Source organism: Streptomyces sp. NPDC020192, from assembly GCF_044388685.1.
Taxonomy (GTDB): domain Bacteria; phylum Actinomycetota; class Actinomycetes; order Streptomycetales; family Streptomycetaceae; genus Streptomyces.
Map to the genome: position 1 here is coordinate 134,773 of NZ_JBIRXG010000014.1, position 21,244 is coordinate 156,016.

General features: G+C 73.1%; 15 protein-coding genes and 4 pseudogenes. 15 read left to right on the plus strand and 4 right to left on the minus strand.

Annotated elements, in window-relative coordinates:
• Positions 1-21 precede the first annotated feature (21 nt).
• Positions 22-417 (minus strand): hypothetical protein, encoded by a 396-nt coding sequence (locus ACH47Z_RS26360; RefSeq protein WP_399077732.1) that lies wholly within the window; start codon positions 415-417, stop codon positions 22-24.
• A gap of 420 nt (positions 418-837) precedes the next feature.
• On the opposite strand from ACH47Z_RS26360, the gene ACH47Z_RS26365 reads away from it, so the two are divergent.
• Both ACH47Z_RS26365 and ACH47Z_RS26370 read left to right on the plus strand, forming a co-directional pair.
• Positions 838-1,011, plus strand: a complete 174-nt coding sequence (locus tag ACH47Z_RS26365; protein WP_399077734.1) for a hypothetical protein — start codon at positions 838-840, stop codon at positions 1,009-1,011.
• 63 nt (positions 1,012-1,074) lie between these two features.
• A complete protein-coding gene (locus ACH47Z_RS26370) occupies positions 1,075-1,560 on the plus strand; it encodes a GNAT family N-acetyltransferase (RefSeq protein ID WP_399077736.1) in 486 nt (161 codons plus the stop codon).
• Between the two features lie 7 nt (positions 1,561-1,567).
• Here the strand turns inward: ACH47Z_RS26370 and ACH47Z_RS26375 are convergent, their stop codons facing one another.
• Positions 1,568-2,917 carry an amidase gene (locus tag ACH47Z_RS26375; RefSeq protein WP_399077738.1) on the minus strand — a complete coding sequence of 450 codons (1,350 nt, stop codon included), beginning with the start codon at positions 2,915-2,917 and terminating at the stop codon, positions 1,568-1,570.
• Between the two features lie 385 nt (positions 2,918-3,302).
• On the opposite strand from ACH47Z_RS26375, the pseudogene ACH47Z_RS26380 reads away from it, so the two are divergent.
• The 3 genes and pseudogenes from ACH47Z_RS26380 to ACH47Z_RS26390 all read left to right on the plus strand — a co-directional run.
• A pseudogene (locus ACH47Z_RS26380) lies at positions 3,303-3,714 on the plus strand (glycosyl hydrolase family 20); the annotation flags it as partial.
• Between the two features lie 191 nt (positions 3,715-3,905).
• Positions 3,906-4,046: pseudogene (locus ACH47Z_RS26385) on the plus strand (hypothetical protein); the annotation flags it as partial.
• Positions 4,047-4,347: 301 nt separating this feature from the next.
• Positions 4,348-7,596 (plus strand): tetratricopeptide repeat protein, encoded by a 3,249-nt coding sequence (locus ACH47Z_RS26390; protein ID WP_399077740.1) that lies wholly within the window; start codon positions 4,348-4,350, stop codon positions 7,594-7,596.
• Between the two features lie 76 nt (positions 7,597-7,672).
• Here ACH47Z_RS26390 and ACH47Z_RS26395 read toward each other — a convergent pair whose 3' ends face one another.
• Complete coding sequence (locus tag ACH47Z_RS26395) at positions 7,673-8,374, minus strand: FadR/GntR family transcriptional regulator (protein ID WP_399077742.1); 702 nt, start codon at positions 8,372-8,374, stop codon at positions 7,673-7,675.
• Between the two features lie 179 nt (positions 8,375-8,553).
• Between ACH47Z_RS26395 and ACH47Z_RS26400 the strand changes: the two genes are divergently transcribed.
• The 8 genes and pseudogenes from ACH47Z_RS26400 (at position 8,554) to ACH47Z_RS26435 (ending at position 16,294) form a co-directional block, all read left to right on the plus strand.
• Positions 8,554-9,618, plus strand: coding sequence for a sugar ABC transporter substrate-binding protein (locus ACH47Z_RS26400; protein WP_399077744.1), 1,065 nt, complete (start codon positions 8,554-8,556; stop codon positions 9,616-9,618).
• Positions 9,615-11,105 carry a sugar ABC transporter ATP-binding protein gene (locus ACH47Z_RS26405; RefSeq protein ID WP_399077746.1) on the plus strand — a complete coding sequence of 497 codons (1,491 nt, stop codon included), beginning with the start codon at positions 9,615-9,617 and terminating at the stop codon, positions 11,103-11,105. The genes ACH47Z_RS26400 and ACH47Z_RS26405 overlap by 4 nt, the downstream gene beginning before the upstream one ends.
• A complete protein-coding gene (locus tag ACH47Z_RS26410; protein ID WP_399077748.1) occupies positions 11,098-12,126 on the plus strand; it encodes an ABC transporter permease in 1,029 nt (342 codons plus the stop codon). The genes ACH47Z_RS26405 and ACH47Z_RS26410 overlap by 8 nt, the downstream gene beginning before the upstream one ends.
• A gap of 57 nt (positions 12,127-12,183) precedes the next feature.
• Positions 12,184-13,524, plus strand: a complete 1,341-nt coding sequence (locus ACH47Z_RS26415; protein WP_399077750.1) for an L-fuconate dehydratase — start codon at positions 12,184-12,186, stop codon at positions 13,522-13,524.
• Positions 13,521-14,276, plus strand: a complete 756-nt coding sequence (locus ACH47Z_RS26420; protein ID WP_399077751.1) for an SDR family NAD(P)-dependent oxidoreductase — start codon at positions 13,521-13,523, stop codon at positions 14,274-14,276. The genes ACH47Z_RS26415 and ACH47Z_RS26420 overlap by 4 nt, the downstream gene beginning before the upstream one ends.
• Positions 14,273-15,244, plus strand: a complete 972-nt coding sequence (locus ACH47Z_RS26425; protein ID WP_399077753.1) for an aldo/keto reductase — start codon at positions 14,273-14,275, stop codon at positions 15,242-15,244. Before ACH47Z_RS26420 ends, ACH47Z_RS26425 begins: the two co-directional genes overlap by 4 nt.
• Before the next feature lie 43 nt (positions 15,245-15,287).
• Positions 15,288-15,464, plus strand: a pseudogene (locus ACH47Z_RS26430) (L-rhamnose mutarotase); the annotation flags it as partial.
• The gene (locus ACH47Z_RS26435) at positions 15,461-16,294 is read left to right on the plus strand and encodes an amidohydrolase family protein (RefSeq protein ID WP_399077755.1); all 834 of its coding nucleotides are present in this window, start codon (positions 15,461-15,463) and stop codon (positions 16,292-16,294) included. The pseudogene ACH47Z_RS26430 and the gene ACH47Z_RS26435, both read left to right, overlap by 4 nt.
• On the opposite strand, the gene ACH47Z_RS26440 is transcribed toward ACH47Z_RS26435, so the two are convergent.
• Positions 16,282-17,703, minus strand: a complete 1,422-nt coding sequence (locus tag ACH47Z_RS26440) for a lipase maturation factor family protein (protein WP_399077757.1) — start codon at positions 17,701-17,703, stop codon at positions 16,282-16,284. The genes ACH47Z_RS26435 and ACH47Z_RS26440 overlap by 13 nt on opposite strands.
• A 128-nt stretch (positions 17,704-17,831) precedes the next feature.
• On the opposite strand from ACH47Z_RS26440, the gene ACH47Z_RS26445 reads away from it, so the two are divergent.
• Positions 17,832-19,094, plus strand: a complete 1,263-nt coding sequence (locus ACH47Z_RS26445) for a DUF6777 domain-containing protein (RefSeq protein ID WP_399077759.1) — start codon at positions 17,832-17,834, stop codon at positions 19,092-19,094.
• 40 nt (positions 19,095-19,134) lie between these two features.
• A pseudogene (locus tag ACH47Z_RS26450) lies at positions 19,135-21,220 on the plus strand (SpoIIE family protein phosphatase).
• The last annotated feature ends 24 nt before the right edge of the window (positions 21,221-21,244 follow it).

Consider the following 21,244-nt stretch of genomic DNA (forward strand, 5'->3'; position numbering starts at 1 on the left):
CGTCAGATGGCAGAGGTGTGTCTACTCCACCGCGCCGAGCCTCGAATGCCGGGCCGCCACCAGTTCCAGGACCGTGCGCCAGTCCTCCAGGACGCCCGCGTCGAAACCGGCCGTGCGGCCCTCCTCGTCCGCGAGGCGCAGCCGCAGCAGATCGTCGTCGGCAGCTGAGCCGTCCCCGCGTACCAGCCGGAACACCCGCTCCCCGAGCAGCGGGCGCACCGCCTCGGCCGCGCTGCGGGCCCGGCCCGCCTCGTCGGCGGGGCACAGTACCGGCCCGATCCCGTGCACCAGCCCCGCCACCTGGAGCTCCTTGTCGGCGGGACGGCTGCGGCGCAGCAGCGCCGCGGTCCGCAGCGCGTGCTGGTGCCGGCCGGCGTACAGCAGATCCATCAGCTCCTCGACGCTGCGCAGCTCCATGCGTCAGTCCTTCCGCGAGACAGCCGTTGCCCGCACGCCAGCAGATCATGGCGAGCTTGCGGCCCGGCCAACGGCACCTGAACCGTGCCGCGTCGCCAAGTAGACCGACCGGGTGAATCGCGATGCGGGCCACGTGATGCGCGTTGTGACAAATAGCGGCATATTGAGGGGCATTGGTGTGCCGCATGACTCATAGCCGTTACAGCTTGTTTGCACTCCCTATCGAGCGGAGGTCCGCTCATTTGGTTACCCTGGTAGATGCGGACAGCAGCACCGGGTCCCACCCACACCCGACGTCCGTACGTACCGGCGCCACCGCGTCCGAACTGGCTTCCATCCAGACCCGAGCGGGCGTCGAGAACCGGAGCGCAGGCTGTCCGGAAGGCCCCCGAGGGTGACCCGACACAGAAGGAGTGCGCGGTGACACCGGAGAAGACGAATCGCGAGCAACGCCCCAAGGAACAGACGGAGCAAGGGGGCCGACGGCCCGGCGAGCTCGGCAGCCTCGACGTGTGGGCCCGCTCGGCCCCGATCCGTCTCGCGGGCTACGAGGACGACCTCGCCGAGCCGCACATCCTGCCCAGCGTCGACTGAGCCGGGCAGCCCCGTTCGCGATCGCCGTACGCATGGGCGCGAGCACCTGACAGACTCACGCCCATGCTGATCAGAGAAGCCGCGGCCGCCGACTGGCCGCGGATCTGGCCTTTCTGGCACCGGATCGTCGCCGCCGGCGAGACCTATGCCTGGGACCCGGGGACGAGCGAGGACGACGCCCGCGCCCTGTGGATGAGCCCGGCCAAGCGCGTGTACGTCGCCGAGGATCCCGCGGGAGACGTGGTCGGCTCGGCCTGTCTCACCCCCAACTACGGCGGCCCCGCCGCCCGCGTCGCCAACGCCGGCTTCATGGTCGACCCCGATCACGCCTGCCAGGGCGTCGGCCGCGCCCTCGCCGAACACGTCCTGGCCGAGGCCAGGACGCACGGGTATCGCGCGATGGTCTTCAACGCCGTGGTCGAGACGAACCCCGCCGTCGGCCTGTGGACCTCCCTCGGCTTCACGATCCTCGGCACGGTCCCGCAGGCGTACGACCACCCCCGGCACGGCAGGGTGGGCCTGCACATCATGTACCGGTCCCTGGAGTAGACGGGGCTCAGGAGCCGGTCATCGGTGCCGTCCGCTGCCAGGGCCGCCGCCTCTCCAGCTCCTCCGCCAGCCCCAGCAGCACGTCCTCCGAGCCCGGGCGCCCGACGAGCTGTACGGCACAGGGGGCGCCCGAGGGCAGCGTGCCGACGGGGACCGCCATCGCGGGCCAGCCGGTCAGGTTCCACGGCGGGGTGAACGGGGAGTACGCGCTGTTGGCGAGGATGTTGCGCAGCCAGCCGCGCTCGTGCCACGGTCCGGCCGCGGGGGAGCGGCGGGCCAGGGCCGGGGTGAGCAGGACGTCGTGCTCGGTGAAGAAGGGCGTCAGCCGCGCGCGCAGCCGCTCGCGGCCGTCGCCGGACCGGACCGAGCCGACGAACCGCCGGCCCAGCGCCGCGTGCACCCGGGTCCGCCGGGCCAGCCGCGCCGGGTCCAGGCCCTCGGCGTCCACGGCCGTCCCCGCCGTCCAGTGCCGCAACGCGGTCACGCTCAGTGAGAGCGGATACGGTGGCTCGGCCCGCCGCACCTGGTGTCCGCCCCGCGCCAGCACCCCGGCCGCCTCACGGACCGCGGTCGTATACGGCCTGCTCACGCTGATCCCGGCGAGCGGGCTGCGCAGGGCCACGGCGACCCGCAGCGACGCGGGCTCCGACGCCCGGGGGAGGGCGGTGCCGGCGAGCACGTCCAGCATCAGCCGCAGGTCCTCGACCGTGGTGGCGAGCGGGCCGTTCTCCGCCATGCCGAACCAGTCGCCGTTGCCGATCCCGGCCGGTACCACCCCGTGCCCCGGCTTCAGTGTGACCAGACCGCAGTTCGCGGCCGGGATGCGCAGTGAGCCCATGCCGTCGTTGCCGAGCGCGAGCGGCACCAGCCCGGCGGCGACAGCGGCCGCGCTGCCGCCGGAGGAGCCGCCCGCCGTCCGGGAGAGGTCCCAGGGATTGCGGGCCGTGCCGTACACGCCCTCGGTGGTGCCGAAGACGCACAGCTCGGGCACGTTCGTCAGACCCACGACCACCGCGCCGGCCGCCCGCAGCCGGGCCACCGTGACATGATCCGCGTCGGCCGGGGTGTCGGGCGTGGCGGCCGACCCGTCGCGATGCGCCTCGCCGCGCACCGCCACGTTGTCCTTCACGGCCAACGGCACGCCCGCGAGCGGCAGTTCGGCCAGGTCGGCACGTGAGGCCAGCTCGTCGGCCTCGGCGAGCGCCGCCTCGGCCCGCACCTTCCGGAACGCCCCGATCCGCCCGTCGAACCGCTCGATCCGCGCGAGGTGCTCGGCCACCACCTCCCGGGGCGTGACCTCCTTCGCGCGTACGGCGGCGGCGATCTCTGCGGCGGTCCGGCCGGCCCACTCGGTCACGGGCACACTCCTCGGTCAGTCGTCGGCTACTCGTCGGTATGCGTCAGGGGCGCAGGGAGAACTGTGCACGCTCGCGGGCGGCACGTCGAGAGGCCAGGGATCACCCTTGGACCGGTCATCCGACCTCTGGATCAAATTCCTTTCCTCGCAAGCCCGTTGACGGTCCGGAGACCCCGCACAATCATCAGACGTCCGATGAATCGGAATGTATGGGAGCCGCTCATGAGCACGCATCCCAGGCGGCACATCCTCGGCGCGGCGGCCGGCCTGACCGCTGTGGCCGCCCTCCCTCTCACCGCCGCCACACCCGCCCGGGCCGGTGAACGCCAGGGCCCCTGGGCCGCCGTCCCCGACCCGGTGCCCGTCCCCCTGGACACTACTCTGGCCCGCACTCGACCACATCGCCCAGGCGACCTGGGGCGATCCACACCCCGACGCCACCTACGCGAAGTTCACCGCGCGCGACCGCCGTCGGGCACGCACCCGGCCGGCGGGACCTGGCCCGGGTGCCGGTGCCGGACGGGACGTACACCTTCCGGGCGGACGGGATGTCGTACACGGCGCGGGTGCTGCGTACAGCCGACGGCTACGTCACCCTGCGGACCGCCGACGGCTGCCTCGAGGTGCGGGGTGGCAAGCTCACGCTCAACGTGCCGCTCCAGCCCGGCGTCGAGGCCACCCCGCAGAGCTGCGACGCGGCGAACACCCTGCAGCGCTGGCAGCTGGTGCCGGCCACGGGCGGCTATCGGCTCGTGAACGCGATCACGCAGATGGGCGTGAGCGTGACCGACGACGGCCACCGGCCCACCGCACGACGGATCGCCTGGCAACGGCAGGAGCGCACCGCCTTCCTGCACTTCGGGGTCAACACCTTCACCGGCCTGGAGCGGGGCACCGGTGACGAGGACCCGAACGTCTTCCAGCCGACCGGCCTCGACACCGATGGCGTGACGGTCATGGCGACGTCCTGCGCTCCTTCGCCGACTCGATGCGCCGCCACGGCCTCCTGACCGCCGTCTACCTGGGCGTCCGGCCCTCGGCCGCCGGATTCCTCGTCTGGGGCCACGCCGTCGCGCGCCGCACCGTCACCGCGGCCACCGCCGCCCTGTGCCTGGTCCCCGCGGCCACCCTCGCCGCCGCCTTCGTCTGGCTCGGCGAACGCCCGCGGCCGGTCGAGCTGGTGGGGGGGAGCGCTGACGATCGCCGGGGTGGCCCTCGTAGGGCGGCGGACGAAGCCGGTCCGCACGGCGGCGAGCGCGGCGCTCTCGCAGCGGAGCCCGTCGGTGCGGGACGTACGGATGCCGGCCACCGGTGCCGAACCGGAGTGAGAGAGGACCGGGCTCGCACGCCGTGGGGCAACCGGCCGGGAACTGAGCGGTGTTCGCCCCGACCGGGCACGCAGGAGAAGGCCCGTGCGGGACCATGGCGGGATGAACCGCGACACGAGGGGCGGCCTCGACCGGCAGCCACCGGCCCACCCGGCCGGCGCGGGCGCGGTGGCCGACGTACGTGGTCGCCGCGCCGACGGGACCGAGGACGAACCGACCTCCCCGGCCCGTGAGTTGTGGCCCGGCGCGCAGGTGGACGAGCGTCCTGGCAAGCCGCTGTGCGCCGTGACCGACCCCTTCGCGCTGGAGGTGCACCGGGCCATCGACCTCGGCCCGCTGCCCGGCGGCACGGCACCGCCGGACCTGCCGGTCTACGTCGGACGTCCCCACGACGCGGCGCTGCACAAGGCCGTGACCGGGGCCGTGGCGGGCCACAGCCGCCTCGTGATGCTGGTGGGCGAGTCGTCCACGGGCAAGACACGCGCGTGCTGGGAGGTCCTGAGTGCCGTCCCCGCCGGATGGAGTCTGTGGCATCCGATCGACCCGACACGGCCCGAGGCGGCCCTCGCCGAGCTGGGCAGACTGGCGCCCCGTACCGTGGTGTGGCTCAACGAGGCGCAGCACTATCTCCTCACCCCCGCCACGGACTTGGGAGAACGCGTGGCCGCCGGTCTGCGTACCCTGCTGGGCGATCCACGCCGGGCGCCCGTGCTCATCCTGGGCACGATCTGGCCCGAGTACTGGACCAGACTCACCACGTCCCCGGCCGCACGCACCGGCGACGACCCCCATGCCCAGGCCCGCGCCCTGCTCACCGGCCACGAACTCCGGGTGCCGTCCGCCTTCAGCGGGCCGCAGCTGAGGGCGGCCGTCCGGCTTGCGGAGCACGACCCGCGGCTGAGGTACGCCGTCGAGCACGCGGAGCAGGGTCAGATCGCCCAGTACCTGTCCGGCGCTCCCGCGCTGCTCGAGCGGTACCGTACGATCCCGGCGGCGGCCCGGGCCCTGATCGAGGCCGCCATGGACGCCCGCCGCCTGGGCCACGGCCTCGCCCTGCCCCGTGCGCTGCTCGCGACCGGGGCCGAGGGCTACCTCACGGACGACCAGTGGGACCTCCTCGCCGACGACTGGCTCGAAACCGCCTTCGCCGACGCGACCAGTCCGCTGCGCGGCACCCGCGGACCCCTCGTTGCCCTGCGCCCACGGCACGGGCGGGTCCTGCCGGCAGGCCCTTGTCTGCGCCTCGCGGACTACCTCGACCAGTACGGCCGTACCAGCCGCCGCGGTGCTGCCGTACCCGAAGCGCTGTGGAACGCCCTCGTCGACCACGCGGCCCCGGGCGACCGGCTCAAGCTCGCCCGGGAGGCCCGCGACCGCGGGCTGCTGCGGATCGCCGCCCGCCTGTACGGTGCGGCGGTGGCCGACGGCGACACCACCGCCCTCCTCGCCCTGGCCGGCCTGCTGGACGAAGCCGGGCGGCTGGACGAGGCCCTCGAGTGCTGTCGGCGTGCGGCGGCCCGCGGTGGCGCGGAGGCCACCTGGGCCGCCGGGGAGATGCTGTACGACAACGGCCGTACGGGCGAGGCTCTCGGCTGGTACCTGCGGGCCGCCGAGGCGGGTGACGAGCGCGCGGCACGGGCGTCGGCGGAACTGCTGCATGAAGCGGGGCGCATCGACGAGGCGATCCCCTGGTACCAGCGGACCGCCCGCGCCGGCGACCGGCACGCGTTGCGAGCGGTGGCCGACCTGCTGCACGGACAGGGCCGCACCCAGGAGGCGATCACCTGGCTGAAGCCCTGGACGGAGGCCGGCGACGCCGAGGCATGGTGCCTCACCGCCAGACTCCTGGCACGGGTGGACCGCGCGGCCGAGGCCGCCGAAGCCTATCGGCGTGCCGCGGCCCTCGGCGATCCCCGTGCCGCGCGGGAAGCCGCTCACGTGTCGAGCGGCTCGAGACGCGCGGACGAGGCGGGCCGCCGGCCCCCGTGGACGGAGGAGGGGACGGAAGGGGAACTCCTCCCGTTGCGGGAACGTGCCGATGCGGGCGATGCGGACGCCATGCGGTTGATGGGAGAGACGCTGCGGCTGGCCGACCGGACCGACGAGGCACTCGCGTGGTTCCGGCGTGCCGCCGACACGGGCGGTGCCGACGCCCTCGGGCGGCTCGCGGAGATGCTGGAGGAGACCGGCCGTACCGACGAGGCGCTGGTCTGCTACCGACAGGCGGCCGACGGCGGAGACACCGATGCGGTGTGGGCGGCGGCACGGATGCTGAACGCTGCCGGGCGCGTCGCAGAGGCGGTGGAGTGGTACCGGCGGGCCGCCCGGGCGGGCGGCGACGACGATGACGCGAACGCCGCGTGGATCGCCGCCGTCCGGCTCCGGGAGGCCGGCCGACTGCGCGAGGCGGCCGACTGGTACCGGCGGGCCGCGGAGGCCGGCCTCGACGGGGCCGCGGAGACGGCCGCGGAGCTGCTCGCCGAACTGGGCGACGTGGACGCGGCGCTCGACGTACTCGGCGCATGTGCCGACGCCGATGACCCCGATGCGCTGTGGGCCGCGGCGGACATCCAGCGGCAGGCGGGGCGCACCGGCGCGGCCGAGGAGACGTACCTGCGGGCCGCGGCGGCCGGAAGCAGGGATGCTCTGTGGTCCCATGCCGCCCTCCTGTGCGAGGAGGGCCGGGCGGACGAGGCCCATGAACGGCTGAGTGCCGACTGGTACGGCCGCACCTGGATCTCCCGCGCCGAGACCGCCGAGACCGTGGCCGGGATGCTGGAACTGGCCGAACGGACGGACGAGGCCATCGCCTGGTACCGGAGAGCCGCCGACTCGGGAAGCCGCTCCGCCCTGGACCGGGCCGTCGAACTGCTCGCCGAGAGCGGCTGGACGGACGAGTCGGTGAGCTGGCTCCGGCGCCGGGCAGAGGCGGGCGACGCCGCGGTGGCGCGCACCGTGGCCGGCGCCCTGACCGAGGCGGGGCGCGTCGACGAGGCGTTCGCCTGGTACCGGATCGCCACCGAGTACGGCGACCCGTGCGCGGCCCGGGAAGCGGCGGACATGCTGGCGCGGGCCGGCCGGCTCGAGGACGCCCTCGACTGGCTGCGCGACCGCGCACAAGGCGGCGAGGACGTCAACTGCCTGTGGACGGGGGCCGGACTGCTGCTGGACCGAGGCCGCGTCGAAGAGGCCGTGGCCTGGTACCAGCAGGCCGCCGACTGCGGTTACCCCCTCGCCCTCCCGCGGGCCGTGCAACTGCTCGAAACCGCGGGCCGGACGGACGAGAGCGCGAGGCTGCACCGGTACGGCTGGGAACCGGACGGATCGATCGCCGGACCCTGGCGGGTGTGATCTCCCGGCTGGACGACCGGACCGGATCGCCGGTGTCGGTGACGAACCGGCCCGGAGCGGGCCCTGGACGGCTGGGTCATGTGCCGAGTTGTGCCCGCAGCCATTCCTCCACCTCGCCCACATGGGCCGCTGCCGCCGCCCGTGCCGCCTCCGGGTCGCGGGCGGCGAGGGCGCGGTGGATCGCGGCGTGTTCGCGGCGGGTGCGGGCGAAGGCGCCCTCCTCCTGGTAGCCGCGCCAGACCCGGGCGCGGAAGGTACGCGAGGAGAGGCCCTCGAGGATCGCGGCCATCGTCTCGTTGCCCGCCGCCGCCACGATCTCGCGGTGGAAAGCGAGGTCGTGGGCGAGGATCTCCTCGGGGTCGTCCGTGGCGTTCATGGCGGACAAGTGCTTCTCGACAGCGGCGAGTTGGCTGTCAGCGATCCGCGCGGCCGCCAACGCCGTGGCCGTCGACTCCAGGATCCGCCGTACCTCCAGCAGCTCCACCAGTCGCGGCCCCCGGGACAGGTCCGCGACCACGCCGAAGGTCTCCAGCAGGTCGCCGGCCTCCAGCGCGGTGACGTAGATGCCGGAACCGTGCCGGGCCTCCAGGACGCCCATCACCGTCAGCGCGCGGATCGCCTCCCGCATCGAGCTGCGGGAGATGCCCAGCCGGGCGGCGAGATCCCGCTCGGTGGGCAGCCGCTGGCCCGGCTCCAGCCGGCCCTCGGCGATCATCGCCTTGATCTCCTCGATGGCGCGCTGGGTCACCGTGCCCTTCTGCGGTGCTGCCTCGTCCACGCCAATCCTCCCGTCACCCGGTGCCGACGCAGTCTAGCCAGCAGAGTGGTCCGACCACTATGGGGAGGCGGGCCGGAAATTCGCTGCAAGAGGGTGTTGCCTCGGCTTATTGGTCTGATAAGTATGCGGCGTCTGCTCGAACACACCCCTCGACACCACCCTCAACGAGGAGCCGCGAGATGCCCGTCTGGACAGTGAGGAAGCGCAAGCGGTCACGGATCATCGGCGCGGCGGCTCTGGCCGCCGGCGCCTCGCTCATGCTCGCCGCCTGCGGCAGCACCAAGGACACCGCGAGCGCGGGCAGCGGCGGCACCGGCAAGGTCGGCGTGATCCTGCCGCTGCTGACCTCGCCGTTCTGGCAGTCGTACAACGACTACGTGCCCAAGATGGCCACGTCCGAGGGCGTCGAGGTGCTGAAGACGGTCAACTCCAACAGCGACCCCTCGCAGCAGATCACCGACATCGACAACGAACTCACCCAGGGCGTCAAGGGGTTGGTGGTCGCCCCGCTGGACAGCGCGGCCATCCAGGCCGGACTCGACCAGGCCGAGCGCAAGGGCGTCCCCGTCGTCGCCGTGGACGTCGCACCCGACAAGGGCAAGGTCGCCATGGTGGTGCGCGCCGACAACGTGGCGTACGGCGAGAAGGCCTGCGACTACCTCGGACAGCACGTCACCAGCGGCAAGGTCGTGCAGATCATGGGCGACCTCGCCTCGGTCAACGGCCGCGACCGCTCCGAGGCCTTCCGCTCCTGTGTGAAGAAGAAGTACCCGAAGCTCAAGGTGCTGGAGATCCCCGCCAAGTGGGAGTCCGACACCGCCGCCGCCAAGCTCGACACCCTGCTGGGCGCCAACCCCGACATCAAGGGCATCTACCTCCAGGCCGGCGGTGTCTACCTCGCGCCGACCCTGCAGACCCTGAAGTCCAAGAACATGCTCAAGCCCGCCGGGCAGCAGGGCCACATCGCCATCGTCTCCAACGACGGCATCCCGCAGGAGTTCGACGCCATCCGCAAGGGCCAGATCGACGCCACGGTCTCCCAGCCGGCCGACGCCTACGCCCAGTACGGCCTCTTCTACATCAAGGCCGCCATGGCGGGGAAGACGTTCCAGCCCGGGCCCACCGACCACGGCTCCACGATCGTCAGGCTGCCCAGCGGCATCCTCGAGGACCAGCTGCCCGCACCCCTGGTCACCAGGGCCAACGTCGACGACCCCAAGCTGTGGGGCAACACGGTCAAATGAATACACCGCTCGTGGAAGCCGAGGGCATCGTCAAACGGTACGGCCCCACCGTCGCCCTCGCCGACGGCCGGCTCACCGTCGTCGCGGGCGAGTCCCACGCCCTGGTCGGCCGCAACGGCGCCGGCAAGTCCACCCTGGTGGGCGTCCTCACCGGCCTCCAGGCCCCGGACGAGGGCACGGTCCGCTTCGACGGCGAACCGGCGCCCCCGCTCGCCGACCGGGACGCCTGGCGCCGCAAGGTCGCCTGCGTCTACCAGAAACCGACGGTCGTCCCGGAGCTGACCGTCGCCGAGAACCTGTTCCTCAACCGGCAGCCCACCGGCCGCGGTCTCATCAGCTGGCGCCGGCTGCGCCGTGAGGCCGCCGAGCTGCTCGGCACCTGGGACGTGCGCGTCGACCCCGGGGCGCGCACCGCCGACCTCCGGGTCGAGGACCGCCAAATGGTCGAGATCGCCCGGGCGTTGAGCCTCGGCGCCCGGTTCATCGTGCTGGACGAACCCACCGCCCAGCTCGACAACCGGGAGATCGAGCGGCTCTTCACCCGCATGCGCTCGCTGCAGGACTCCGGCGTCACCTTCCTGTTCATCTCCCACCACCTCCAGGAGGTGTACGAGGTCTGCCAGACCGTCACCGTGCTGCGCGACGCCCGCTGGATCACCACCGCCCCGGTCGCCGACCTGCCGAAGGCGGCCCTGGTGGAGGCCATGGCCGGAGAGTCCGTCACCGAACAGGCCGTCAGCAGCAGGCCGGTTGACGGCAGCGCTCCCGTCCTGCTGGAAGCACACGGTCTCACCTCACCGGCGTACGACAACGTCGATCTCACCGTCCGCCGCGGCGAGGTCGTCGGACTCGCCGGCTCCAGCGGCAGCGGCAAGACCGAACTCGCCGAGTCCTTCACCGGACTGCACACCCCGACCGGCGGCACCGCCCGACTCGGCGGTGAAAAGCTGCCGTTCGGCGATGTACGGGCCGCCCTGCGGGCCGGGGTGGGCTGCGTCCCGCGCGACCGGCACGAGCAGGGGCTGGTGTCCGGCATGAGCATCGGCGACAACACCACGCTCAGCGTGCTGGACCAGCTCGGCCGGGCCGGCTTCGTCGCCACCGACCGGCGGCGCCGCTTCGCCGCCGAGCTGATCGACCGCCTCGACATCCACGCGGAAGGGCCCGACCAGCCCGTGTCCGACCTGTCCGGCGGCAACGCGCAGAAGGTCGTCATGGCCCGCGCCCTCGCCTCCGACCCCCGTCTGCTGGTCCTGATCAACCCCACCGCGGGCGTCGACGTGAAGTCCAAGGAGTCCCTGCTCGCCCGCATGGACAGCGCCCGCGACGACGGCACCGCCGTCCTCGTCGTCTCCGACGAACTCGACGACCTGCGCCGCTGCGACCGCGTCCTCGTCCTCTTCCACGGCCGAGTCGTCGCCGAGCACCCGGCCGGCTGGCGCGACCACGAGCTGATCGCCTCCATCGAAGGAGTTGACCATGGCTGACACCCGGGCCGCCCCGCCGCTCGCGCCCCCGAAGACCCCGGACGCGCGGTCGGCCAGGACCGTCCTGCTGCGCCGCGCCCGTGAACTCGCCCTCGTTCCGGCCCTGTTGCTGCTCATGGTGCTCGGCGCCGTGGTCAACGACTCGTTCCTCACCGAGCGGAACCTGATCTCGATCCTCGGTGCCTCCGCCGCGCTCGCGATGGTCGTGCTCGCCGAGTCCCTCGTGCTGATCACCGGCAAGTTCGACCTGTCCCTGGAATCGGTGGTCGGCATCGCCCCGGCCATCGGCGCCCTGCTGGTGCTGCCCGCGAGCCAGTCCGGCTGGGGGAGCGAGTTCCCGGCCGCCCTCGCCCTGCTCGCGATTCCCCTGGTGGGCGCGGCCATCGGCGCCTTCAACGGCGTCCTCGTCGTGAAGTTCCGGCTCAACGCCTTCATCGTCACCCTCGCGATGCTCATCGTGCTGCGCGGCCTGCTCGTCGGCGCCACCAAGGGCAAGACCCTGTTCGGCATGCCCGACAGCTTCTACTCGCTGGCCACCACCACCTTCCTCAACGTCCCCATGTCCGTGTGGCTCGCCGCGGTCGCCTTCGCCGTCACCGGCTTCCTGCTGAAGTACCACCGCACCGGCCGCGCCCTGTACGCGATCGGCGGCAACGCGGACGCCGCCCGTGCCGCCGGCATCCGCGTCGACCGGGTCATGCTCGGCGTGTATGTCATCGCGGGCGTCCTCGCCTCCATCGGTGGCCTGCTGCAGACCGGGTACGTCGGCGCGATCAGCGCCAACCAGGGCCAGAACATGATCTTCACCGTGTTCGCCGCCGCGGTGATCGGCGGCATCAGCCTGGATGGCGGCAAGGGCACCATGTTCGGCGCGCTGACCGGCGTCCTCCTCCTGGGTGTCGTCCAGAACCTGCTCACCCTCGCCCAGGTCCCGTCGTTCTGGATCCAGGCCATCTACGGCGGCATCATCCTCGTCGCCCTCGTGATCGCCCGCGTGACGACGGGCCGCGCCCAGGACTGACGGGCCATCAGGCGAGAGACGGCGTGCGTCAAGTACCCGACGACCGAAAGGACTTCAGTGTCCCAGGCCCCCGCCCGCGTCACCGCGGTCGACACCCACGACATCCGGTTCCCCACCTCGCGCGAGCTGGACGGCTCCGACGCGATGAACCCGGACCCCGACTACTCGGCGGCCTACGTCGTGCTGCGCACCGACGCCGCCGACGGGCTGGAGGGACACGGATTCGTCTTCACCATCGGGCGGGGCAACGACGTCCAGGTCGCCGCGATCGACGCGCTGCGCGACCATGTGCTCGGCCGCGACGTGGCGGAGCTGTGTGCCGACCCGGGCGGGCTCTTCCGGGACCTCATCGGCGACAGCCAGCTGCGCTGGCTCGGCCCCGAGAAGGGCGTGATGCACATGGCCGTCGGGGCCGTCGTCAACGCCGCCTGGGACCTCGCCGCCCGCCGGGCCGGCAAGCCCCTGTGGCAGCTGCTCGCCGACGCCGACCCCGAGTGGCTCGTGGCGCAGATCGACTTCCGGTACCTCACCGACGCCCTCACCCCGCAGGAGGCCCTCGACCTGCTCGGACGGGGCAGGGCGGGGGCCGAGGAGCGCCGGGCCCGGCTGCTGGAGCGCGGCTTCCCCGCCTACACCACCTCCCCGGGCTGGCTCGGCTACGACGACGACAAGCTCGGCCGGCTCGCCAGGCAGGCCGTCGCCGACGGCTTCACGCAGATCAAGCTGAAGGTCGGCGCCGACCTCGACGACGACATCCGGCGCTGCCGCGTCGCCCGCGCCGCGATCGGACCCGACATCCGCCTCGCCGTGGACGCCAACCAGCGCTGGAACGTGGACGAGGCGATCCGCTGGACCAAGGCCCTCGCCGAGTTCCGCCCGTACTGGATCGAGGAGCCCACCAGCCCCGACGACGTCCTCGGCCACGCCGCGATCCGCCGCGCGGTCGCCCCGGTCAAGGTCGCCACCGGCGAACACGTGCACAACCGGGTCATGTTCAAACAGCTCCTCCAGGCGGGCGCCCTCGACATCGTCCAGATCGACGCGGCCCGCGTCGCCGGCGTCAACGAGAACCTCGCCATCCTGTTGCTCGCAGCCAAGTTCGGCGTCCCCGTCTGCCCGCACGCCGGCGGAGTCGGCCTGTGCGAACTCGTCCAACACCTGTCGATGTTCGACTACCTGGCGATCTCCGGAACCACCGAGGACCGGGTCATCGAGTACGTCGACCACCTCCACGAACACTTCGTCACCCCCGTCGTCATCCGCGACGGCCACTACACCGCCCCCACCGCGCCCGGCTTCTCCGCCGCCCTGCGCCCGGAGTCCGTCGCGCGCTACACCTTCCCCGGCGGCACCTACTGGGCCGCCGACCCCGACACTCAGAAGGGACATGCCGCATGAGCGACTTCGCCGGCCTGAGGGCCCTCGTGACCGGCGGCGCCTCCGGAATCGGCCGGGCCACCGCCGACCTCCTCGCCGCCCGGGGCGCCCAGGTCGCCGTCCTCGACCGGGACACCACCGGCGTCGACAAGCCGCTTCTGGCGTACCGCGCCGACGTCACCGACGACACCTCGGTGCGTACGGCGGTCGAGCGCGCCGCCGAGGACCTCGGCGGCCTGGACGTCCTGGTCAACAACGCCGGTGTCGGCGCCCAGGGCACGGTCGAGGACAACGACGAGGCCGAGTGGCGGCACGTCTTCGACGTCAACGTCCTCGGCGTGGTCCGCACCACCCGCGCCGCCCTGCCGTACCTGCGCCGCTCCGCGCACGCGGCGATCGTCAACACCTGCTCCATCGCGGCCACCGCCGGACTGCCCAGGCGTGCCCTGTACAGCGCCACCAAGGGCGCCGTGTACTCCCTGACCCTCGCCATGGCCGCCGACCACGTCCGCGAGGGCATCCGTGTCAACTGCGTCAACCCCGGTACGGTGGACACCCCGTGGGTCGGCCGGCTGCTGGACGCGGCCCCCGACCCGGCCGCCGAACGCGCCGCCCTGGAGGCCCGCCAGCCCACCGGCCGCCTCGTCACGGCTGCCGAAGTCGCGGGCGCCGTCGCCTACTTGGCCGGTCCCCTGTCCGGCGCCACCACCGGCACCGCACTCGCCGTCGACGGCGGCATGCAGGGCCTCAGACTGCGTCCGGCGGGCCGGTGAGGACGCTCGGCCGCGGCGGCGTCGAGGTCACCCCACTCGGCTTCGGCGCCGCCTCGATCGGCAACCTCTACACCCCGGTGGACGACGACCAGGCGGCGCAGGCGGTGCGGGCCGCCTGGCGGCGCGGTATCCGGTACTTCGACACGGCCCCGCACTACGGCCTCGGCCTGTCCGAACGCCGGCTCGGCGCGGCCCTGCGGGAGTACGACCGCGCCGACTACACCGTCTCCACCAAGGTCGGTCGCCGCCTCGAACCCGCCGACGGGACCGGGGACGACCTGGCGAACGGCTTCGCCGTACCCGCGACCCACCGGCGCGTGTGGGACTTCAGTGCCGACGGCGTCCGCCGCTCCCTGGAGGCGAGCCTGGACCGTCTCGGCCTGGACCGCGTCGACATCGTGTACTTGCACGACCCCGACGACCATGCCGAGCAGGCCTTCCGCGAGGGCTATCCGGCCCTGGAGAAGCTGCGCGGTGAGGGCGTGGTGGGCGCGATCGGTGCGGGCATGAACCAGACGGAGATGCTCACCCGGTTCGTCCACGACACCGACGTGGACGTGGTCCTGTGCGCGGGCCGGTACACCCTGCTCGACCAGAGCGCCGGCACCGAGCTGCTGACGGCCGCCGCCGAGCGTGGGGTGTCGGTCGTTCTCGGCGGTGTCTTCAACTCGGGCCTGCTCGCCGACCCGAGCCCCGGGTCGACGTACAACTACGGTCGTCCGCCCCGGGGGCTACTGGATCGGGCCCAGCGCATGAAGGGGGTCGCGGAACGGCACGGCATCACGCTGCGGGCCGCCGCGCTGGCCTTCTCCGCCGCACCGCCCGCCGTGGCATCTCTCCTGATCGGCGCCCGCTCCGCAGCCGAAGTCCACGACTGCGCCGACCAGTTCGCCGCGTCCGTCCCGGCGGAGCTCTGGCAGGAGCTGCGCGACACCGGCCTGCTGCCCCGCGAGAAGGAGCCGTCATGAGAGTCGCCCTGCACACCAAGGTCCGCAGCGACGTGGGGGACGCACCGACCTGTTCCACCTGCTCGAATGCGAGGACTACGCCCGGCTGCTCGCCGAACTGGAGCGACTGCCGGTGAACGTCGCCTGGCAGGCCCGCATGGCCGAGCTGCTCGACGTCGTGCACGACTACTCCGGCGACGGCGCGGGCGCCGGGCTGCCCGTCGTCTGGGAGCTGCCGTGACCGTCGACGCCCACCACCACGTCTGGGACCTCTCGGTGCGGGACCAGGACTGGATCCCCCAACACAGCCCGCTCAGGCGTGACTTCACCCTCGCCGACCTCGCACCCGAGGCGCGGGCGGCCGGAGTCACCCGCACCGTCCTGGTCCAGACGGTCACCGTGCCCGAGGAGACCCCCGAGTTCCTGGCCCTGGCCGACGCGCACGACCTCATCGCCGGCGTCGTCGGCTGGACCGACCTGACGCGCCCGGACATCGCCGAGGAACTGGCCCGGCTGCGCCAACTCCCGGGCGGCACCCACCTCAAGGGCATCCGGCACCAGGTCCAGGGCGAACCCGACCCGGAATGGCTGCTGCGCCCGGACGTACGCCGGGGCCTGACCGCGCTCGCCGACGCGGGACTCACCTACGACCTCGTCGTTCTGCCCCACCAGCTCCCGGCCTGCGCCAAGGCGGCCGAAACCCTTCCCCAACTGACCTTCGCCCTCGACCACTTGGGCAAACCGCCGATCGCCTCCGGCGCCCTCGAACCCTGGGCCGCCCGCCTGCGCGCTCTCGCCGCCCTGCCCAACACCGTCTGCAAGCTCTCCGGCATGGTCACGGAGGCCGACCCCGCCTCCTGGACCGTCGCCGATCTGCTCCCGTACGCCGAGACCGTCCTGGAGGCCTTCGGGCCGGACCGCCTGATGTTCGGCTCGGACTGGCCGGTGTGCACGGAGACCGCCACCTACACCCACGTGCTCGATGTGACACGGCAGTTGACCGCAGGACTCAGCGTGACGGAGCACACGGCCGTGTACGAGGCCACCGCACGGCGCGTCTACGACCTCTGAACCACCCCGGCCAGCCGCGACGGCGGCAGATACTCCCGCACATACGTCCGCTCCCAGCACGCACCCGTCTCCCGCAACTCCCGCCAGGTGGTGTAGCGGTAGCGGAAGAGGCGGGCCCGGACATAGCGGGGCGGGGTGTCCGGCGGGAAGGGGGAGCGGCGCAGCAGTCGTAGCGTGTCGCGGTCGTTCTCCAGGAGCCGCTCCACCAGAGCGCCGAACCAGTCGCCGGCATAGGCGGGGGACAGGGCCGCGAACCACATCAGCCAGTCCAGCCGCAGATGGTACGGCGCGAACTGGCGCGGCCAGTGCCGGACGTCCCCGGGCTTGCCCCGGAACTCGTACTCCCGCCAGTCCGAGTCCTCGCGCGGTACGTCGTCCAGCGTGCCCTCGACCACCACCTCGTAGCGGACCCGGCTGACGCTGCCGAACGCGCCGTAGGTGTTCACCAGGTGCAGCGGGTCGAAGGAGCGGTTCATGACCTGGCGCCGGGAGATCATGTTCGTCACCGGGCGATAGCTCAGGTACAGCAGCAGCGCGGCGAGCGTGAGCACCACGATCTCGTATCCCAGCGGGGCCGAGGGGGTGGGAGGAGATGTCACCGGGATCCGCAGCGCCGACACGGCCAGCACGATGGTGATCCAGTTCAGCCAGGAGAAGTTGCCGGACAGCACCAGCCACAGCTGGGTGACGATCATCAGCGCGGCGGCCGCCGAGGCGATCGGCTGCGGGGTGAACAGCAGCACCGGTACGACCAGTTGTGTGAAGTGGTTGGCGGCGACCTCGACCCGGTGCAGCGGCTTCGGCAGACGGTGGAAGAACCAGCTCAGCGGGCCCGGCATGGGCTGTGTCTCGTGGTGGTAGTACAGGCAGGTCAGCTCGCGCCAGCACGCGTCGCCCCGCAGCTTGATCAGCCCGGCGCCGAACTCCACCCGGAACAGGATCCAGCGCAGCAGGAACAGCACCACGACCGGCGGCGCCACCTCGTCGTTGCCGAGGAACGCGGCCAGGAAACCCGTCTCCAGCAGCAGCGACTCCCAGCCGAACGCGTACCAGGTCTGGCCCACGTTGACGATCGACAGATACAGCGCCCACGGCACCAGCCACAGCAGGACCCCAGCCCACAGCGGCAGCAGCGAGTCCGCCCCGGCGAGCAGGGCCGCCGACACCGCGCAGCCCACCCAGGCGCAGCCCGCGAAGAAGCGGTCCGAGTAGTGCAGGTGGAACAGGCTCGGAGCCCGTTTGAACGGCGCCAGCGCCACGAAGCGGGGGATCGGCAGCATGCCGCGCTCGCCCAGCAGGGCGCGGAACTGCCGGGCCGCCGCCAGGAAGGCGACCAGGTACAGCACGGCCAGAGCCCGCTGGAGGACCAGCCGGCTCAGCCAGTAGTCGGGAGCGGTGAACCAGTTCACGGCTGCGCGCCCTTCGTCACGGCCACACCGCCGGGGCCGTCTCCATCATGACCGTCCTCGAGTTGCCAGCCAAACGGGTGCAAGGCAGACAATAGAGGGAAGTTACCCACAGTGATGCGGAGTGTACGGTGCGGATACCCACCGGATCCATCGTCACGGCCTGCGTGCTCTCGGCCGCGCTCCTCGTGGCCGGCTGCGTCCGCCCCGGCGTCAAGGAGGCCCCGATGGGCGTGGAGGTCTACCTCCAGCCCGCCGCCTCCCAGGGCCCCGAGCCCTTCACCGCCTCCACGGCCACCGAGCCCCTCGCGGCCGCGCGCACGGACGGCGCCGATCCGACCACGTCCCCTGCGGCCGGTGACGCCGATCCCACCCCGAACCCCTATCCCGCCACGCCCCCCGGTGCCGGCGTCACCGTCCCGACCGGCCCCGTGCCCTCCCAGCCGGTCCTGCCCGCCGGGGTGCCCGTCGTCCCCCTCGGGGGGCTGCACGCCCTGCCCGGCGGGACTCCCGGGCTCTACGGCGGGACCGCGCACGTCGCCGGCTGTGACGTCGAGCGGCAGCTCGGGTATCTGACGGCGGACCGGGACCGGGGCGAGGCCTTCGCCGGCGCGGCCGGGATCTCCGTGACGGCCCTGCCCGGCTATCTGCGCGGTCTGACCCCGGTCGTGCTGCGCGCCGACACCCGGGTCACCGGTCACGCCTACCGCGCCGGGCGGGCGGCCGCCTACCAGGCCGTGCTCCAGGCCGGCACCGCCATCCTCGTCGACGACCGGGGCGTGCCCCGGGTGCGCTGCGCCTGCGGCAACCCGCTGCGGCCGCCCGCGCCGGGCGGCGGGCTCGGTGCCCGCGGCACCGCCTGGTCCGGCTACCGGCCGAGCCAGGTCATCGCGGTGACCCCGGCACCCCGCGCCATCACCAGCATCACCCTCGTCAACGTCAGGACGCGCACCTGGATCGAGCGCCGGATCGGCCACGACGTCCGCCACGACCACGTCGTCCCGGCGCCCGCCTGGGCCACCGTCCTGCCCGAGCCCGACCCGCCGGACACCCCTCCCACGGGTCCGCCGTACACCCGTCCCACGGGCCCGCCGCCGTACATCCCTCCCACGGGCCCGCCGCCGTCGTACACCCTGCTGCCCAGCCCGCAGCCGAGCACCGTCACGATGCCCTCCGCCGCGGCCCTGCCGGGCCGCCGTACCCCGCCCACGGACGGCACCACCCGTCCCGCCGCCCCGAACACCCCGGCCCCCGGACTGGCCCTCCCGCAGAACCCGCCGTCCCTCGACCTCACCCTGGACACCCCCGACGGCCCCGACCCGTCGTACGAGACCGGCCCGCCCGGCCCGACGGACGAGCCGCCCGGCCGGTCAGGTCCCCGATCACCTTCCTGATCAGGTCGAAGAATCCGGCAAATGCTGGCAAGGTGGCCCCATGGCAGATCGGGGAGCGAGTGCCCTGTCACTCCCTGAGGACTGGCCCGCCCACCCGGACCCGATCCTGGCGCTCAACCGCATGGGCACCTTCGACTGGGACCTGGACACGGGTCTGTTCCACATGGACGCCCGGGCCCATGAGATCTTCGACCTGCTGCCCGGGGAGTACGACGGACGCCTCGAGTCCCTGGCCGCCCGGGTGCCGCGGCCCGAGGCGGCCCGGTTGGACGCCGTGGTGGCCCAGGCCATCAAGGACGGCAGCGAGAACTACGGCGGCTACTTCCGCATCCGCTGTCGACGGCACCCTCCGCTGGACCCACACCCAGGGCTACATCCGCCGCGACGAGACCGGCCGCCCCCGCAGGGTCGCCGGCATCCTCCGCGACGCCACCGAGGAACTGGCCGACAGCACCGCCCGCAGCCTGCGCGCGGCCCAGGACGCGGCCTTCCGTCAGCAGACGAACGTCGTCCAGGTCGTCTCCGCCGCCCTCGCCCACGCCCGCACCGTCCAGGACGTGATCGACGTCCTCAAGGACACCCACGGCGTCCGCCATCTCGGCGCGGCCAGCCTGGTGATGGGCCTGGTGGAGGCCGGCCGGATCCGGCTGGTCGCCGAGGGCCCCGCCACCGCCTCCGTGCCCGGCACCCAGCTCACCCGGATCGACGAGCCCTACCCGATCAGCGAGGTCGTCCGCACGCTCCGCCCGCGGTTCATCGAGTCCCCGCAGGAGTTCGCCGATGGCTACCCCGTCCTCTGGCCGCACCTCACCGACCTGCACATCACCTCGGCCGCCTATCTCCCGCTGATCGCCCAGGCCCGCCCGATCGGCGGGATGGGCCTGCTCTACAGCGACCGGCGCGGCTTCTCCGTCGAGGAACGCGCCGTCCTCGTCGCGCTCGGCAGCAGCATCGCGCAGAGCCTGCAGCGGGCCATGCTCTACGAGCAGGAGAAGGACCTCGCCCAGGGCCTGCAGCAGGCCATGCTGCCGCGCACCATCCCCAGCGTGCGCGGCGCCGACGTAGCCGTCCGCTACCGCGCGGGGAGCACCGCGGGCGCCCTCGGCCGGGACATCGGCGGCGACTGGTACGACCTGATCCCGCTGCCCGGCGGCCGGGTCGGCGCGGTCATCGGCGACGTCCAGGGCCACGACACCCACGCGGCGGCCGTCATGGGCCAGCTGCGGATCGTGCTGCGCGCCTACGCCGCCGAAGGGCACACCCCGGCCACCGTGGTCGCGCGTGCCTCCGTCTTCCTGCACGAACTCGACACCGACCGCTTCGCCACCTGCCTGTACGCCGAGGCCGACCTGGCCACCGGAGTCGTCCAGGCGGTGAGCGCCGGGCACATCGACCCGCTGATCCGGTACGGCGACGGCATCTGCTGCCGGGCGCCGGTCGAGGGCGGGCTGCCGCTGGGGCTCTCCGCGGAGTTCGGCCGCCTCGAGTACCCCGTCTCCACCCTCGAACTCGACCCCGGGCACACCCTGCTGCTGTGCACCGACGGCCTGGTCGAACAGCCCGGCGCCGACCTCGACGACGGCATGCGCGGCCTGGAGGCGCTCATCACCGGCGGCCCGGACGACGTACGGGACCTCGCCGACCGGCTGATCCAGCTGGCCGAGGAGCGCTGCGGCGACGACGACGTGGCGCTGCTCCTGCTGCGCCGCCGCGCCCCGGAGGCCCCCAGGGCCGGCGGCCGGCTCCAGCAGCACGTGGCCCCCGGCGACCCCGAGGCCCTCGTCCAGGCCCGGCACAGGATCCGGGCCGCGGTCCGCGCCTGGGGTGCCGGCGACCGGGCCGACGAGATCGAGCTGGTCGCCGACGAGCTGATCACCAACGTCCTGCTGCACACCGAGGGCTCCGCGGTCGTCACCCTGCGGGCGCTGGACGGCACCGACCACAGGCTCCGTATCGAGGTCGAGGACTCCTCCAGCGCCCTGCCGCGCCGGCGCGAGGCGGGCGAGGACGGCGTCTCCGGGCGGGGCCTGCTGCTGGTGGACCGGCTGGCCGACGTCTGGGGTGTGGAGGCGCGCGGCGGCGGCAAGGCGGTGTGGTGCGAGTTCCCGCTGCCCGACCGCACCTGACCGCACTGACCACGCGGATCCCGG

Bases quoted from the DNA above. Each gene is read 5' to 3' on its own strand.
- ACH47Z_RS26370 (WP_399077736.1), top strand. From the start codon at position 1,075: ATGCTGATCAGAGAAGCCGCGGCCGCCGACTGGCCGCGGATCTGGCCT.
- ACH47Z_RS26400 (WP_399077744.1), top strand. From the start codon at position 8,554: ATGCCCGTCTGGACAGTGAGGAAGCGCAAGCGGTCACGGATCATCGGC.
- ACH47Z_RS26390 (WP_399077740.1), top strand. From the start codon at position 4,348: ATGAACCGCGACACGAGGGGCGGCCTCGACCGGCAGCCACCGGCCCAC.
- ACH47Z_RS26360 (WP_399077732.1), bottom strand. From the start codon at position 417: ATGGAGCTGCGCAGCGTCGAGGAGCTGATGGATCTGCTGTACGCCGGC.
- ACH47Z_RS26420 (WP_399077751.1), top strand. From the start codon at position 13,521: ATGAGCGACTTCGCCGGCCTGAGGGCCCTCGTGACCGGCGGCGCCTCC.
- ACH47Z_RS26410 (WP_399077748.1), top strand. From the start codon at position 11,098: ATGGCTGACACCCGGGCCGCCCCGCCGCTCGCGCCCCCGAAGACCCCG.
- ACH47Z_RS26405 (WP_399077746.1), top strand. From the start codon at position 9,615: ATGAATACACCGCTCGTGGAAGCCGAGGGCATCGTCAAACGGTACGGC.